Raw genomic sequence first — 16290 nt, forward strand, 5'->3', positions numbered from 1 at the left:
AACATATGACTACAGCACAGCTTGCAAAATAAAGTTAGCTACAAATAAGCCCGCAATCCCATACAGCGCAGGAGGTACTTCCTTGCCTTTGCCCACCGCAAGCTTCACGATCGGATAAGTAATAAATCCAAAAGCCATACCATCTACGATGCTATAGGTGAATGGAATCATGACCATGATTAGGAAAGAAGGAAAGAGCTCTGTTAAATCTCCCAAGTCCATTTCACGCACATTCTGTACCATAAGCCCACCGATTACAATCAAGATCGGAGCGATAGCACTGTCTGGAATGTAGGAGAGAAGAGGGAGGAACAGGAATGTCGCCCCGAACAGCAGCCCTGCCACGAGTGAGGTCAGTCCCGAACGTCCACCTGCAGCAATACCTGCATTAGATTCCGCAGCGGCTACTACAGGACTGCTTCCGAAGAGACCTGCAGCGATATTCGCAATAGAGAGTGCTCGTAAGCTACTCTTGAAGCGCTCAGGACGCCCTGCCATCATAGTCTGTGAGGCGACTAGCCCAATATTTTCAAACACAACAATTAAGAGCAGTAAGAAAACAGCAATCCAGAACACAAGGCTCACTATGCCGCTCCAGTCCATTCCCAGAAATAAGCTTTCATAACCCGTAAATACATGACCGGATGCCTGCTTCTCAGGCGCGTGAGCCGCTCCCAGCAAGTAGGCTAGACCTGTACCAACCAGCATACTTATAAGCAAACCACCGTTGGTCCCGCGGATAAACAGTACTAAAGCGAGTAACAAGGTTACACAGGAAGTGATAACTGCTGGATCGCTAAAATGTCCTATAGCAACAAACGTGGTCTGATGCGCAATCACAATCCCGCTTTTTTGCAGTCCTATAAAGGTCAGAAAAAGCCCTATCCCGACTGTAATGGCATGCTGTAGGTTTTGAGGAATCGCCTCACTTAGAATACGATAGAGCGATGTGAAGGCCACGATAGCGAATAACACACCGGTTATTACAACTACAGTAAGCGCCTCTCTCCAACCTAAATTCATTGAATGTACAAGTGTGTATGTGAAAAATGCGTTTATCCCCATCCCTGGTACCACGATGATTGGTGTCTTCCCACCGAAGGCCATCAGTAGACAGCCTGTAATAGCAGTCAATAGTGTAGCCACCATTGCTGGTCTAAGCGGCATACCCGCGTCATGAAGAATGGTCGCATTCACCATTACAATGTATACCGAAGCAAAATACGAAAGGATCCCTGCAGCCCACTCTCGTTTCCAGTCATTCTCAGGTGCAAGCCCTACACTATTTCGCCAAAAATTTGATTTCATGTACAAAAACCTCCACTGATATTAAGTTCCGCAGGCGGATATTACCCGGATAATAAGGCTTATAATCAACGGTTCATCCCGGTTCAACTATTATGCCTATTTGTGGTCTGCATCTTTCAGACCCGCCTGTTAACCACAACAAAAGGGCGTACGCAACTGGATTTCAGCTGGTCGCCCTTTTGGTCCATTTTACTACTACTATCGCTATAATTGAAACAGCTTCAGCTCAGCGATTTACTTACACGCTGACGCCTCCAGCCTCAAGCAAATCACGCACGGCAACACTGACCATGATCAGGCCTGCTACCGGCGGAACGAAGGCGTTACTAGCTGGTGGTTGTTTCGCTTTACGTCGATCCGGCGCATTCTCCGGAACGATCTTATCCGTAACATCCTGACGTGGCTTCATTGGCGGCTCCGTAGAGAAAACCACCTTCACGCCTTTCTTAATTCCTTCCTTACGCAGCTTCTGACGAATGACACGCGCAATAGGATCATAAGTTGTCTTGGAGATGTCCGCTACCTGGAATCTTGTAGGATCCATTTTGTTGGCAGCGCCCATGCTTGAGATCATTGGAATTCCACGGGACAGACATTCTTTGATTATGTGAACCTTATAAATAATCGTATCCGAAGCATCAAGTACATAATCAGGTTTTAATTTGAACAATTCCTCATAGGTTTCTTCCGTATAGAACATGTTGAGCGCAATCGCTTCGCATTCCGGATTGATCAGCTTCACACGGTCTACCATCAGTTCAGCCTTCTTCTGCCCAACCGTAGTTGTGAGTGCATGAATCTGGCGGTTTACATTGGTGATGTCTACAGTGTCCTTATCTATCAGAATCAGTCTGCCGATGCCGGTACGCGCCAAAGCCTCAACTGCTATACCGCCAACACCGCCGATGCCAAGCACCGCTACCGTGCTGTTCTTCATTATTTCCAGACCTTCCGGTCCGATCGCCAGTTCCGTGCGTGAGAACTGATGTAGCATGAGGTTCAGCCTCCTTCAAAAGCTTTGGCGAAGCAGAAATCTGCCTCGCCCGCTTCGATTAGTTAATTATTCTTTTTCTTTCTTCGGTTTAAGTGCCAGCTTAATGTGCAGCTGCTCCAATTGTGAACCATCTACTGGCGAAGGTGCGTCCATAAGTAGGTCTGTTGCACTTGCCGTTTTCGGGAAAGCGATGGTTTCACGCAGATTTGTACGACCGGACAGTAGCATAACTAGACGATCTAAACCAAAAGCGATACCACCGTGTGGAGGTGTACCATATTCGAACGCATCCATCAGGTAGCCGAACTTCTCATAAGCAACCTCTTTCGTAAATCCAAGGGCTTCGAACATTTTCTCCTGTACTTCGCGTTTGTAAATCCGCATGGAGCCTCCGCCTACTTCATAACCGTTCAGAACGATGTCATAAGCTTGTGCACGGATCGCACCTGGATCAGTGTCAAATAGATGCAGATCCTCTTCACGTGGACGAGTGAACGGATGGTGTTCTGCTACATAACGTTTCTGATCTTCGTCATATCCAAGGAGTGGGAAGTCTGTAACCCAAGCGAACTTGAACACGTTATCGTCAATCAGACCGAGCTGACGTCCAATTTTAACACGAAGGGCGCCTAGAACGTCTGCTACAACCTTTTTATTATCAGCGGAGAAGAGGAGAAGGTCGCCTTCTTCAGCGCCTGTACGGTCCTTCACAGCCGCAATTTCTTCTTCGGAGAAGAATTTCACAATCGGCCCTTTGAATTCGCCGTCTTTCACTTGAATCCATGCCAAGCCTTTCGCGCCATAGCGAGCAGCATATGGTCCAAGGTCATCGATTTCTTTACGAGTCCAAGTGCCACAGCCTTTAGCATTTAGACATTTCACTTCGCCGCCTTTTTCGATTACAGAAGCGAATACCTTAACACCGCTAGTAGCAACAATATCGTTCATTTCTACAAGCTCTAATCCAAAACGCAGATCAGGTTTGTCAGAACCGTATTTGCCCATAGCATCAGCATAAGTCAACCGTTGGAACGGAAGCTCAATATCTGCTCCTACAGTTTCCTTGAACAGACGCTGCATCAGCTTCTCCATCATACCAAGCAATTCATCTTGTGACAGGAATGAAGTCTCAATGTCGACTTGAGTGAATTCAGGCTGACGGTCAGCACGCAAATCTTCATCACGGAAACAACGAGCAATTTGGTAATAGCGCTCAACGCCGCCGACCATCAACAATTGCTTGTAGATTTGTGGAGATTGCGGCAATGCGAAGAATTCGCCTTCATGCACACGGCTTGGTACCAGATAATCACGCGCGCCTTCTGGTGAGCTCTTAGTTAGGATCGGTGTTTCTACGTCGATGAATCCTTCACTGTCAAGGAAATCACGGAAAATCTTAGAAGCTTTCGAGCGAAGCAGCAAGGTTCTTTGCATCTCCGGACGACGAAGGTCCAAATAGCGATATTTGAGACGCAGAGACTCGTCTACTTCCACACCATCTTCGATGAAGAACGGAGGTGTCTTAGCTGCATTCAGCACTTCAATATCCGTAATTTGCACTTCAATTTCACCTGTTGGCAGGTTGCGGTTAATGGTTTCCTCATCACGTTTAACAACTTTACCTTTAACAGCCAGGACGTATTCACTACGAACCTTATCAGCAATTTGTAAGGCTTCGCCAGAGTAGTCTGGGTTAAATACAACTTGTACAATACCGCTTCTGTCACGCAGATCAATAAATAGTACGCCCCCAAGGTCACGGCGAGTCTGCACCCATCCGTTCAAGGTTACCGTCTGTCCAATATGTTCTGGTGTTAATTGTCCACACTGATGACTTCTTTGCATAATTTATCATTCCCCTTCATGGTTAAAAATACAATTTTAATCTTTCTCTATACAGTCACCATAAGACGTTAGTCAGATGGTCTAAACTAGTGCCTGACCCAGCTCATCCAGCTTCACAGTGCGCTGCTCCCCTGTATTCATCGACTTCACGGTAATTACACCATTCTTCAGCTCATCTTCGCCAAGAATCGCAGTATAACGTGCCGACATACGGTCTGCGGATTTCATCTGTGCCTTCATTTTCCGGCCCAGGTAGTCACGTTCTGCTGAGAACCCTTGGCTGCGCAGAATATATAGCTGCTTAGAGATTTCGATATCAGCTTCCTCACCGAGAGCTACGAAGTACACATCCAGTGGCTTCGCCGTCTCCAGCTCTACCTTCTGATCCTCCAAAATAAGGAGAATTCGTTCAAGTCCAATCCCAAAACCAATACCCGGTTGATCCGGTCCACCAATTTCTTCAACCAAACCGTTGTAACGGCCTCCGCCGCCCACGGTATCAATCGAACCAATACCTGCTGCTTTATATTCAAACGCTGTATGCGTGTAATAATCCAGTCCTCTTACAAGTCGAGGGTTAATGGTGAATTCCACACCCATGATATCAAGGTGCATCTTCACCTTTTCAAAATGAGTCGTGCACTCTTCGTCCAGACTATCCAAAATGGAAGGCGCATCTGTAAATTTATCTTGATCTACCTTACAATCCAGTACGCGAAGCGGATTACGCTCAATACGACGCTGACAGTCACTGCAAAGGGTATCCTTCATTGGTCTTAAGAAACCCAATAGTTTCTCCCGATAAGCTGCACGGCTAGGTGCGTTACCGACAGAATTGATTTCCACTCTTACATCCTTAAGGCCAAGATCCTTATAGAATTGATAGCCTAAGGAGACTACTTCCGCATCAATAGCCGGATCCACAGCTCCAAAAGCCTCAATACCAAACTGATGGAATTGACGATATCTACCTGCCTGTGGACGCTCATAACGGAACATAGGTCCGATATAATACAGCTTACTTACATCAGGTTCACCGTAAAGCTTGTTCTGAACATAAGCTCTAACGACACCAGCCGTTCCTTCTGGACGCAGCGCCAGATCACGATCGCCTTTATCCTTGAACGTGTACATCTCGCCTTCTACAATATCCGTTGTTTCGCCTACTCCACGCTCGAATAACCCCGTATACTCGAACATCGGTGTACGGATTTCACGGTAATTGAAACGACGGCATAAATCTCTAGCCTTCCCCTCAATATACTGCCATTTCTCCACAGCTCCCGGAAGCACATCCTGCGTTCCTGTAGGTTTCTCGAATCTTTCTTTAGCCACAGTCTATCCCTCCTAAAAAATACCCCTCTAAATCTGCTCTCTTCATCACTTCATCATGCTAAACAAAACAAAAAATCCCCCGCCCTGTTTATAAAAAAACAGGGACGAGGGATTATCATAACCAATAATACACCCGTGGTACCACCCACATTCCGGATCAGAACCATTCTGAATCCGCTCAAAGCGGTTAACGCCCGCCTACGCATAACGGCTACTGATAGCGGCAATATACATTGCCCACTTTCGCCGTACGTTCTCGGGGAGGTCATTCATTCGCTCATCAACAGAATCCTTGCAGCCAAGCAGAAACGATAGATCATCCATTGTACTGGATATCATCTGAATCTACAGGGGATTCCTCTCTGGAGTTGTGGGTCCTCGAATTACTTGTTCCCGTCATCAAAACCATATGATAAAATCGTATATTTTTAAATTCTACTGAACTACTGCGCTAAAGTCAAGGCAGGAAATGCGAAGATGAATAAAAAATTCGACAACTTTCAACTTTTGACCTTTAACTTCAACCGTTACAAAAAAAATGACCTGCAGCCAAATGCTGCAGGTCCATCATCATATATTATTAAAAAGGGGGTCATGCCTTTATTATAAACACGCTATATTAAGGAAACATGTATGTAATATTACGATTATATTACATTCATGAAAGCGGTTTATTTTAATAGATTGTTGTTAATCGAATTGCTCTACAAATGCTCCTTTGCCCCGAAGGGTTTCCACAACCTCATTATAATTCTCTTCTGCAACACTTAGGTCCATCACATAACGAAGTTTACTTAAATCCCCATCTTCGAGCTCTCCATCTGCTACATCCGCACTAACCTGGTCTTCATCCACGCTATAATGGGTCTCAGACTCATCACGCGTTTCGGAGGCGGCAACACCAGGGGCCAACATAGCTCCAGCTGCCGGAGTGCTACCCGTTCCAAGCGTCCCCACTGTACCTGCGGCTAACGTCGTATTACTAAACGGGGCTATCGGAAACAGAATTCTACGATCTTCCCCAATAGGGTCCGTGAGTGGCCATACCTCCAAGCCATCTACCTTGTAACTAATCAATGCTATTTTAGCACCTTCTGCTTCATTTTCCGTTCTAAAATATGCTTGGATTTTTCTGGTCATTACCATTACCTCCTTTAGATTATAAGACTCAGTGTTATTAATTGCTATTGCAGGACCTTCAATATTTCACGAACGAAGGCAGGCTCATCTTTCGGGGTACGCGAAGTAATGTAATTACGATCAACTACCACTTCTTCATCTTTAAACTCCGCACCAGCGTTCACAACATCATCTTTCAACGGAGGATAACAGGTGATGGTACGTCCTTTAAGCAAGTCTGCACTGATCAGAATTTGGGGTCCGTGGCAAATAGAAGCGATAGGCTTACCAGCTTCGTTTGCTTCTTTCACAAACTTCAAAATATCTGCATTTTGCCGTAAATTTTCTGGGGAAGAACCTCCAGGAATTACTATCGCGTCATAATTACCTGCTTGAACGTCAGCTATGGCTTTATCGGCTGCGTAGGAGACTTCCTTTTTTTTGCCTAGTAAGGTCTCACCCTTCTTTAAACCAATAATGTCAGCTTGATGTCCTGCCTTTATAACTTCATCGTAAGGGACCTTCATCTCAGAATCTTCAAAATCATTAGCTAGTAAAAATGCAACATTACTCATGTGATAAGTTCTCCTCTCTGCTAGTGCAAATGAATAGGTACTTATTGATCTTTCTTGTCGTCTATTACCCTTATCACAATGATTTCTAACCTCTAATCAGAAAATATCCCCGGTTAACCGCATCAAAAAGCCGCCTCCACCACCCATTTCAGGTACGCGGTAAGAGATTACGGCTTCTTCCTTTGATCACTTGAGATTCAATTTCATCTTCCGTCTTTTTGGCTAATGCATAGGCTTCTACAGGACTCCCTGTCGCTAGTGCCGGGATACTTCTCCATACCCATGCCTTCTGTGAATGTCTCATTACTAGGCTCCTTGCATCGTGCGGGATAACTGTCTACCTTTAGTTTATCCAGCTCCAAGAGGCTCTATCCGCACAAGATTCTTACTCACTGCTCATCCACAATAAAAAAAGATGTCGAAAGTTAGCTCCGCTAGAAGCAATTTTCGACATCTTTTTTTCATTAACTGCGGCTATCTAAAATGAGAGTAACCGGGCCCCAATTGGTCAGCGACACATCCATCATCGCTCCAAAAACCCCCGTCTCCACTTGAAGGCCTCCAGCTCTAAGCTCTTGGTTAAAGTAATCATAAAGTCGCTCGGCCTCCGCAGGAGCTGCTGCTCCCATGAAATTCGGCCGTCTCCCCTTACGACAATCCCCGTATAAAGTAAACTGGGATACTGAAAGAATCGCTCCCTCAGTCTCTGTGACACTGTAGTTCATTTTACCAGCATCATCTTCAAAAATTCGTAGTCCTGCTATTTTATCCGCCAAATATTTGGCATCCTTTTCTGTATCCTCATGCGTAACGCCAACTAGCAGCATTAAGCCTTTGCCAATTTCTCCGGTCACTGCCTTATCCACGGTTACTTTGGCGTCCTTACAACGCTGTACTACAACTCTCATCGTACTACTCCGCTCCTTGCCCTATTGCATGATCCGATTCACTGTATATACATCCTTGACTCGTTTCACTTTATCTACAACGGATTGCAGATGTTCCGTGTTACGAATGAGAATGGTCATATGAATCATTGCCATTTTATTCTTGTCAGAACGCCCAGTGACCGCAGAAATGTTCGTTTTACTCTCGGAAACTGCCTGCAGCACTTCATTGAGCAGTCCATTACGATCATGACCTGTAATCTCAATATCCACACTGTAGTTTGCTTCCATCGTACCTTCCCATTCCACTTCAATCACCCTTGCTGCTTCTTCTCCGTCACCCTCACCCGGAATATTAGGACAATCCTGGCGATGTACAGATACTCCCCGGCCCCGTGTAACATACCCTACAATGTCGTCACCCGGTACCGGATTACAACATCGTGCAAAACGGACAAGTAAATTTTCAATTCCCTTTACACTAACACCATTGGTCGGTTGATTACGTTTTTCGCCGGAAGACTTGATCTCCTTCATCTCTGAAGTAAGCTCTAAATGATTAGCAGCTTCTTCCTGCTCTTTGCGCAGCTTTTCCGTCAAACGGGAAGCAATCTGCGAAGCGGTAATCCCACCAAATCCAACGGCAGACAGCATATCCTCAACATCGTTAAAAGCAAATTTCTTCGCTGCTTCTAAAAGCTTATCATCAGAAATCCACTCAGAAACCTCGACATTCAGACGCTTCAGCTCACGTTCAATCGCTTCGCGACCTTTTTCGACATTTTCCTCACGTTTTTCTTTTTTGAACCATTGCTTAATTTTGCTTCGCGCATGTGAGGATTGAGCAATCTTGAGCCAGTCGCGGCTTGGTCCGTACGAATGCTTCGATGTCAGTATCTCTACAATATCGCCCGTCTTCAACTTGTGATCCAACGGTACGATCCGCCCGTTCACCTTAGAACCAATCGTACGATTACCCACTTCCGTATGAATACGGAATGCGAAATCAAGTGGTACAGAACCCGCAGGAAGCTCAATAACCTCGCCTTTAGGCGTAAACACGAACACAAGATCCGAGAAAAAGTCCATTTTGAGTGATTTTACGAACTCTTCTGCATCCTTGGCCTCATGCTGAAGCTCCAATATTTCGCGAAAAAAAGGCATCCGATTCTCAGGATTCACATTATTGCTGGTTCCTTCTTTGTATGCCCAGTGTGCTGCTATCCCGAATTCAGCCGTGCGATGCATTTCCCAAGTGCGAATTTGCACTTCGGTTGGCTCTCCGCCAGGACCTACCACTGTAGTATGCAAAGATTGATACATATTGGCTTTGGGCATAGCTATATAATCTTTAAATCGACCTGGCATTGGCTTCCAAAGGGTATGAATAATTCCGAGGGTTGCATAACAATCCTTGATATTATCCACAATGATACGGATGGCCAGCAGGTCATAGATCTCATTAAACTGTTTGTTTTTCGTACTCATTTTGTTATAGACACTGTAGATATGCTTCGGACGACCTGAAAGATCACCTTCAATGCCCATTTCATCCAGCTTGGCACGAATACGGCCAATTACGCTGTCGATAAATTGCTCACGTTCAGCCCGCTTCTTATGCACTAGATTAGCAATGCGATAATACTGCTGCGGATTCAAGTAACGAAGCGCAATATCCTCCATCTCCCACTTAATCGCGGAAATCCCCAAACGATCAGCTACAGGACAGAAAATCTCCAGCGTTTCATAAGAAATACGTCGCTGGCTCTCTTCAGATTGATACTTTAACGTACGCATATTATGCAGGCGATCCGCTAGTTTGATAACGATGACCCGGATATCCTGCGCCATCGCAATAAACATCTTACGGTAATTCTCGTTCTGCTGCTCTTCCTTTGAGCGAAAACGGATGCGTTCCAGCTTAGTTAAGCCATCGACAAGCATCGCGCAGGTATCGCCAAATTTCGCGCGGATTTGTTCCAATGAGACCGTCGTATCTTCCACAACATCATGCAAAAGCGCCGCAACAATAGATATAACATCCATTTGCATATTGACGACAATATCTGCCACCGCCAGCGGATGCAGAATGTATGGCTCCCCCGACTTGCGGATCTGCCCGTGATGAGCCTGATCGGCAAATTCATAAGCTTCCCGGATGCGGAGAAGATCTTTATCTTTTATATAGGCGCCAGCCTTATCAATTAATCGCTCTATGCCCATTCTCGTCGTATCCGTTTCCTTTCTATAATAAAATGAACCCGCAATCATTCTGAAATCTGCAGGTTCCAATCATTTCGCAAGCAACTTACGCTCTTGTTCAAAGTTGTCTATAATTATGACGCTTACGAGGGATTACGTCAACACTTGCCATCTCATGGTATTCAAGAAGTAAAAGTTATGAAAATCGGACAAATTAATAACACTTGTGAAAATGTTGTTGTAAAAATGTCCAGTTCTATTTAATCTAGTAAAGGCGGATTTTCGCTGGACAACATCATATCCATTAAGAAAGAGGAGTGAACTCCATTGCAACGCGAAATTCAAGTTAATGAAAAACTTCCATGGGGCCCCGGTTTTCTGTTAAGCCTACAGCATTTGTTCGCCATGTTTGGCAGTACAGTGCTAGTGCCTAACTTGTTCGGGGTTGACCCTGGCATGATTTTGCTGATGAACGGTATCGGCACACTGCTATACATTTGGATTTGCCGTGGTAAAATACCTGCCTACCTTGGCTCCAGCTTTGCATTTATCGCACCCGTATTATCAGTGCTTGCTGATCATAAAGATGATCATATGAAAGGGTACTCGCTTGCTTTGGGCGCTTTCATCATCACAGGTGTTATCTTTGTGCTCGTTGCTTTGATCATCCGTTATGCAGGAACAAAATGGATCGATGTTGTCTTCCCTCCAGCAGTAATGGGAGCTATCGTAGCAACGATCGGACTTGAACTTGTGCCTGTTGCCGCGCGAATGGCAGGACTTATTGCCCCTGAAGGTGTTGCAGTTGCAGACTGGACTCCAGATGGCAAAGCAATCACACTTTCTATGGTGACACTGGGCGTAACCGTAATTGGAGCTGTACTCTTCCGCGGTTTCCCAAAAATCATTCACATCCTCATCGGTATCGTAACTGGTTATGGTTTAGCTTATATTATGAAAATGGTGGATACGGCTGCAATATCTAATGCGAATTTTTTAGCGCACCCTACCATTGTTACTCCATCCTTCGATTGGAATGTAATCCTGACTATCATCCCAGTATCGCTAGTAGTAATCGTTGAACATATTGGACACTTACTTGTAACCAGCAATATTGTTGGCAGAGACTTGGCTAAAGATCCTGGACTTGACCGCTCCCTGATGGGGAACGGGATATCTACAATTATCTCCGGTTTTATCGGTTCTACTCCAAATACAACCTACGGTGAGAATATCGGGGTTATGGCATTAACTAAAGTTTATTCTGTATATGTGATCGGTGGCGCAGCAGTGATTGCAATTCTGCTATCGTTCTCCGGTACTTTTTCCTCCGTTATCGCTAATATCCCAACACCTGTAATGGGCGGCGTATCACTACTGTTGTTCGGTGTAATTGCCGCATCCGGTCTGCGAATCTTCGTAGAGCAAAAAGTTGATTTTTCCAAAGCCACTAACATGATTATGGCTACGTTGGTGCTTGTTGTCGGAATTAGTGGTACAACCCTTACTATAGGTAATGTAAAACTCAGTGGTATGGCTCTAGCTACAATTGTTGGTATCGTTCTAGCCATATTCTTCAAACTCATTGAAGTTCTTGGACTGTCTAATGAAGGTGGAGAAAGCGATAAAGCTGCTCACTAATTTATTTATGAATTAATAATTCAAAAAGACTGCTCCAGATCCATTTTATGGATTGAGCAGTCTTTTTTCGAATCTCTTTTGAGCAAAAAATTGCAAAGCAGCAACCCTCCGCTAGTAGTGACAGAGAATTGCTGTTGTTTGCACTTTTCCACATTATTCGATACATAAATCCCAATTTATTTCCCGGGAAAAGACAAGTTTATCGTATTAATCTTCGTAATCAACTAATGTAATAACTTCAATTCCAGAAAGCTTATTACGTCCAGCAAGCTCAACCAATTCAATCAAAAACGCTGCGCCTACCACTTTACCACCAAGCTGCTCCACAAGGTTAACTGAAGTAGCTATAGTACCTCCTGTTGCTAACAAATCATCAGCAATCAATACATTTTGTCCAGGCTTAATGGCATCCGTGTGAACAGCAAGTGTGTCTTTACCATATTCAAGATCATATCCAACCTCGATAGTCTCATACGGCAGTTTACCACTCTTTCGAATCGGCACAAAGCCTACGCCCAATGCATAAGCAAGAGGTGCACCAACTACAAAACCACGTGCTTCCGGTCCAGCGATCACATCGATTTCTAAGTGGGATACAAGAGCTTTCAAGGCATCAATCGCTTGGCGATATGCATCACCGTCTTTTAACAAGGTGGTGATATCTTTAAAACTAATACCTTCTTTTGGGAAATCAGGAATCACGCGAATACTATCTTTAAAATCCAAATTTTTCATCTCCTAAAAGTTTTGTTAGCATATGCTACTTTGAGTTCGGTTCGGCAAAACTTACTTCGTAAGCGTCTGCTTTGTTTTGTTAGCATATGCTACTTTGAGTCCGTTTCGGCAAAACTTGCTTCGTAAGCGTCTGCTTTGTTTTGTTTAGTCTTTATGATACGCCTAAACGGCGTGATAACATCCAATCCTGCAGTTCAGACAAGCTACCTTCCATGAAGTACTGCTCCATTTCCGCCATCTGCCCCAGTCTGACAAAATGTCTTGATGCTGTAAGGCTTTTAGCTGTAGGCTGCGTAATAAAGGTCACACTTCCGTGACTTCTTTCGATAAAATCCAGCTCCTCGAACACATCTAGCATATTACTAAGCATTCGAATACTTAATGAGGATTGTCGACTTAGCCGCAGCAGCACTTCATGTTCTGGCGTTGCAACAGCAGTGATCGAAGCCAGCAGTTTATAGAGTATTTTAAAATGATCCCGTGTCGGAATGATAAGTCGTTCTCGGCCATCCTTTATAGAATGCAATAACGCAATATTATCAGCATTAGGAAAAGCCTTTAGTAACGCGTCTAGTTGTTCAGGAGTCTCCGGCATATCCAGTAGACATAACAGTGAGACATGCCCTGATTCCTGAATCGAATCATCCTTAATAGCGGCGCTAATGCCAGCTTCTTTATCATATACCCAGAAGGACATTCCTATCAATTCAGTCTGTGAAGACATACGTCCACTCTGAAACACTGCTGCAGCACGATATGGGCCAGCACCGCTATAGGGAAGCAGCAGCTCTCTAATATGTGCAGCCTGCCGTACAGCGTCAGCAGCACCACGAAGATCAAATAATTGAGCATCCTGAACTGATAAATCCTGTAGCATCAGCTGTGGTTTCCTCGAGCCATTCCATTCGTTGATCGACAGTTCAGCCAGCACATTGATCGGGGTGCCCACAGGGAGCAGCTTAGCCAAATCCCCTTTACCAAAAGCTAAGGCTTCGATCGTACTCTTACCCTGTTGCAAGACGATCTTCAAGTGTTTTCCGTCTTGCCCCATGGTGCGTGTCTCTTTCACTGTAGCCCCGCGAATGATGAACTTTGGCAATGGATTCGACATCCCGAAAGGTGCAAGCCTTTCCAATTCAAGCGCGGTCTGTAGGGACAAATCGGAAATCGACACTTCTGCATCAGCAGAAGTAACAGGAACGAAATGCTCCGGTGTTAACACAGTAGCAGCGTATTCATTTAATGCCGCAGCGAAGGCTTCTAAGCCGTCCCGATGCAGACTCATTCCCGCAGCTGCTGGATGACCACCGAAATGATCCATTAAGTTAGAACAAGAGGATAAGGCCGCATATATATCAAGTCCAGGAATAGAGCGGGCAGAACCTTTGCACATGCCGGTCTCCGGATGAATATCCAGAATAATTACAGGTCGATAGTAACGCTCCAGCAGTTTGGAAGCCACTATGCCTACCACACCCACATTCCAACCTTGTTCAGCAAGGACTATGATGTCTGGTATTTCTCCACCCTGAGTCACCTGCTCCAGTTTTGCAGTGGCCTCCACTACAATTCTTTCTACGACCAATTGGCGTTCTTTATTAAGCAGATCAAGCTCCCCAGCCAGTTGCTCTGCCTCATCAGTATGCTCGGTTGTAAGCAACGCCACTGCCCGTCCAGCATGATCCAGACGACCACTCGCATTGATACGAGGCGCCATTCCAAAAGCGATATTAACCGCGCTCACAGTACTCATGGTTACGCCGCTAACATCGAGTAAGGCACGAATACCTGGGAATCGAGAATTTCGCATACTCACCAAGCCGTTTCGAACAATCTCACGATTCTCACCCAGCAGCGGCATTAAATCCGCTACAGTACCGATAGCAGCTATCTCTGCCCATTCTTCGGGAGTTTCCTCCCCTAGCATAGCCTGGGCGAGCTTATAAGCTACACCTACACCTGCCAATCCTTTGAACGGGTAGGGGCAGTCGGGCAGCTTCGGATTAATCAACGTATAAGCCTCTGGGAGAAGCTCTGGTGGCTCATGGTGATCCGTAACAATCACATCAATCCCAAGTTCATTAGCGTAAGCAATCTGATGATAGGCGCTAATGCCAGTATCTACAGTAATGATCAAGGATACACCCTGCTGTAAAGCCCAATCCAAAGCATGATTATGCAGCCCATAGCCCTCATTAGAACGGTGCGGGATATAAATATCAAAGGAAGCGCCTAAGTAACGCAGCAAATGAATCATTAATGCTGTACTGGACACACCATCGGCGTCGTAATCACCGTAAATCAGAATATGTTCTTCTTCTTTTAAAGCCTTTCTAATTCTGGGAACCGCTTCGGCCATTCCTTTTAGAAGGAACGGATCATGCGGAGCTTCCACACCGCCATCCATGAACGATAGAGCCTCATGTGGCGTATCAATTCCTCTAGTCACTAATAGTGAGGATAAGAGCGGAGAAATAGAAAGGCTCCGGGCCATATCCCTTACGACGTCGGGATCGGCTGCCGGAGATTGCCATCTTGTTTTTGAATAAAGCAATAGCGCTCACCTTTCTCTCACCTTGCGAACTACTGAAGCAGCGTCGGAATATCATTATCCACCAATTCATAATTACTTTTGTATGGATAGCCAGGATCATAAGGAACTACGTCCATATGTACCTCACCAACATGAACAAACCTGTGCTGCAGCAACTTTCTTGCACATTCCGAAATATCCTGTGCTTCCATCACCGTAATACGCGGATTTACACTGATCTTCACTTGCAGATTCACATAATTCCCTTGCTCAAGTGCCTTCAAATGTTCTACACGAATAACACCATGAACACGTTGTACGGTTTCAATAAAATTAGCTGCCTCCTCAGAAGGTAGCTCCTGCGCATTCTTAACACTAACAGTATTAACAATGAGCAAATAACCTTTACGTAGAATTAAGCATCCTGTTAAAAGTGCAGCAATAGGGTCCATATAGAGTAGAGGATGCCAATAGGTCCCCCCCATTGATAACGATATCCCAACTAATACTGTGATAGAAGTATACAAACTGAAACGATGACTATTGGCATAAGCAGCATGACTGCCATCACCTATTTTTTTAAAGTACCGATATTGATATTGAAATACAGCTTCTTTAAGTACAATAGATAGTAAGACAGTTACAAGTGCAAGTTCTCCGCGAGTGGATGACTGTCCCTCGGTTAAGTCACGGATTGCAGAGAAGGCGATTTGCAGCCCCCCCATAAGAATTAATACCGAAAAAAGTATAGCTAAAAGCGGCTCCTTATTCCCTCGTCGCTCTTCTATCCGCTGCTTGCTCTTTCTGCTTTGTTCAGAGCGCCATGGGAGAATATCCGCCAATTTAGCTGCAGCATCTGCTCCAGAATATAATGCATCGCCCATTAAAGCCTTGCTACCTGAAATATAGCCAAAACTCCCCTTAGCTACTGCCAAAGTAACATCGCTGATGATCCCTGTCCAAGCAACCGTCTTGCTTTGCGGTGATCGTTCTTTATTCATACGAGGCCCCCCTTACCACTAGCAAGTAATCTCATGATGATACAATACACATGACATACTACCCCAAAGATTTCGAAAGCCGCGTCGCATTTGACGCGGCTTTCTTAAATTATAA

14 protein-coding genes are annotated in these 16290 nt (G+C 45.0%); 1 reads left to right on the plus strand and 13 read right to left on the minus strand.

The genetic code is table 11. The features are described from left to right. Positions 1-9: 9 nt before the first annotated feature. The 10 genes from MKX41_RS18090 to MKX41_RS18135 all read right to left on the minus strand — a co-directional run bounded on the left by MKX41_RS18090 (position 10) and on the right by MKX41_RS18135 (position 10286). A complete protein-coding gene (locus MKX41_RS18090; RefSeq protein ID WP_042191085.1) occupies positions 10-1308 on the minus strand; it encodes an NCS2 family permease in 1299 nt (432 codons plus the stop codon). 238 nt (positions 1309-1546) lie between these two features. Continuing rightward, positions 1547-2302 carry a tRNA threonylcarbamoyladenosine dehydratase gene (locus MKX41_RS18095; protein ID WP_042191088.1) on the minus strand — a complete coding sequence of 252 codons (756 nt, stop codon included), beginning with the start codon at positions 2300-2302 and terminating at the stop codon, positions 1547-1549. A 66-nt stretch (positions 2303-2368) separates the two neighbouring features. Further along, entirely contained in the window at positions 2369-4147 is a 1779-nt protein-coding gene (aspS, locus tag MKX41_RS18100; RefSeq protein WP_340972365.1) for an aspartate--tRNA ligase, read from the minus strand. Between the two features lie 81 nt (positions 4148-4228). Continuing rightward, a complete protein-coding gene (gene hisS / locus MKX41_RS18105) occupies positions 4229-5482 on the minus strand; it encodes a histidine--tRNA ligase (RefSeq protein WP_042191091.1) in 1254 nt (417 codons plus the stop codon). Positions 5483-5680: 198 nt separating this feature from the next. Beyond that, positions 5681-5806 (minus strand): hypothetical protein, encoded by a 126-nt coding sequence (locus MKX41_RS18110; protein ID WP_256716317.1) that lies wholly within the window; start codon positions 5804-5806, stop codon positions 5681-5683. 366 nt (positions 5807-6172) lie between these two features. Continuing rightward, positions 6173-6622, minus strand: a complete 450-nt coding sequence (locus MKX41_RS18115) for a hypothetical protein (RefSeq protein WP_340972369.1) — start codon at positions 6620-6622, stop codon at positions 6173-6175. 44 nt (positions 6623-6666) lie between these two features. Beyond that, the gene (locus tag MKX41_RS18120; protein WP_076284837.1) at positions 6667-7176 is read right to left on the minus strand and encodes a type 1 glutamine amidotransferase domain-containing protein; all 510 of its coding nucleotides are present in this window, start codon (positions 7174-7176) and stop codon (positions 6667-6669) included. A 148-nt stretch (positions 7177-7324) separates the two neighbouring features. Next, positions 7325-7480, minus strand: coding sequence for a hypothetical protein (locus MKX41_RS18125; protein ID WP_179085778.1), 156 nt, complete (start codon positions 7478-7480; stop codon positions 7325-7327). Between the two features lie 160 nt (positions 7481-7640). Then, on the minus strand, positions 7641-8084 hold the full coding sequence (gene dtd / locus MKX41_RS18130) for a D-aminoacyl-tRNA deacylase (protein WP_076284841.1): 444 nt from the start codon (positions 8082-8084) through the stop codon (positions 7641-7643). Positions 8085-8105: 21 nt separating this feature from the next. Continuing rightward, positions 8106-10286: a RelA/SpoT family protein gene (locus MKX41_RS18135; RefSeq protein WP_149647662.1), complete on the minus strand. Its 2181-nt coding sequence runs from the start codon at positions 10284-10286 to the stop codon at positions 8106-8108. A gap of 306 nt (positions 10287-10592) precedes the next feature. Here MKX41_RS18135 and uraA point away from each other — a divergent pair, with 306 nt between their 5' ends. Further along, positions 10593-11906: a uracil permease gene (gene uraA, locus MKX41_RS18140; RefSeq protein WP_340972374.1), complete on the plus strand. Its 1314-nt coding sequence runs from the start codon at positions 10593-10595 to the stop codon at positions 11904-11906. 207 nt (positions 11907-12113) lie between these two features. Here the strand turns inward: uraA and MKX41_RS18145 are convergent, their stop codons facing one another. The 3 genes from MKX41_RS18145 to MKX41_RS18155 all read right to left on the minus strand — a co-directional run bounded on the left by MKX41_RS18145 (position 12114) and on the right by MKX41_RS18155 (position 16175). Then, positions 12114-12632: an adenine phosphoribosyltransferase gene (locus MKX41_RS18145; protein ID WP_042191103.1), complete on the minus strand. Its 519-nt coding sequence runs from the start codon at positions 12630-12632 to the stop codon at positions 12114-12116. Positions 12633-12792: 160 nt separating this feature from the next. Next, entirely contained in the window at positions 12793-15195 is a 2403-nt protein-coding gene (gene recJ, locus MKX41_RS18150) for a single-stranded-DNA-specific exonuclease RecJ (RefSeq protein ID WP_340972377.1), read from the minus strand. A gap of 29 nt (positions 15196-15224) precedes the next feature. Next, on the minus strand, positions 15225-16175 hold the full coding sequence (locus MKX41_RS18155) for a cation diffusion facilitator family transporter (protein ID WP_042191108.1): 951 nt from the start codon (positions 16173-16175) through the stop codon (positions 15225-15227). Positions 16176-16290: the final 115 nt, after the last annotated feature.

It is taken from the genome of Paenibacillus sp. FSL R5-0475 (assembly GCF_038004585.1).
GTDB lineage: Bacteria > Bacillota > Bacilli > Paenibacillales > Paenibacillaceae > Paenibacillus_AQ.

Excerpts from the sequence above, each read along its gene's own strand:
- MKX41_RS18135 (WP_149647662.1), bottom strand. The coding sequence starts at position 10,286 with ATGGGCATAGAGCGATTAATTGATAAGGCTGGCGCCTATATAAAAGAT.
- aspS (WP_340972365.1), bottom strand. The coding sequence starts at position 4,147 with ATGCAAAGAAGTCATCAGTGTGGACAATTAACACCAGAACATATTGGA.
- MKX41_RS18155 (WP_042191108.1), bottom strand. The coding sequence starts at position 16,175 with ATGAATAAAGAACGATCACCGCAAAGCAAGACGGTTGCTTGGACAGGG.
- dtd (WP_076284841.1), bottom strand. The coding sequence starts at position 8,084 with ATGAGAGTTGTAGTACAGCGTTGTAAGGACGCCAAAGTAACCGTGGAT.
- MKX41_RS18115 (WP_340972369.1), bottom strand. The coding sequence starts at position 6,622 with ATGACCAGAAAAATCCAAGCATATTTTAGAACGGAAAATGAAGCAGAA.
- MKX41_RS18125 (WP_179085778.1), bottom strand. The coding sequence starts at position 7,480 with ATGAGACATTCACAGAAGGCATGGGTATGGAGAAGTATCCCGGCACTA.
- MKX41_RS18120 (WP_076284837.1), bottom strand. The coding sequence starts at position 7,176 with ATGAGTAATGTTGCATTTTTACTAGCTAATGATTTTGAAGATTCTGAG.
- MKX41_RS18095 (WP_042191088.1), bottom strand. The coding sequence starts at position 2,302 with ATGCTACATCAGTTCTCACGCACGGAACTGGCGATCGGACCGGAAGGT.
- MKX41_RS18090 (WP_042191085.1), bottom strand. The coding sequence starts at position 1,308 with ATGAAATCAAATTTTTGGCGAAATAGTGTAGGGCTTGCACCTGAGAAT.
- MKX41_RS18110 (WP_256716317.1), bottom strand. The coding sequence starts at position 5,806 with ATGGATGATCTATCGTTTCTGCTTGGCTGCAAGGATTCTGTTGATGAG.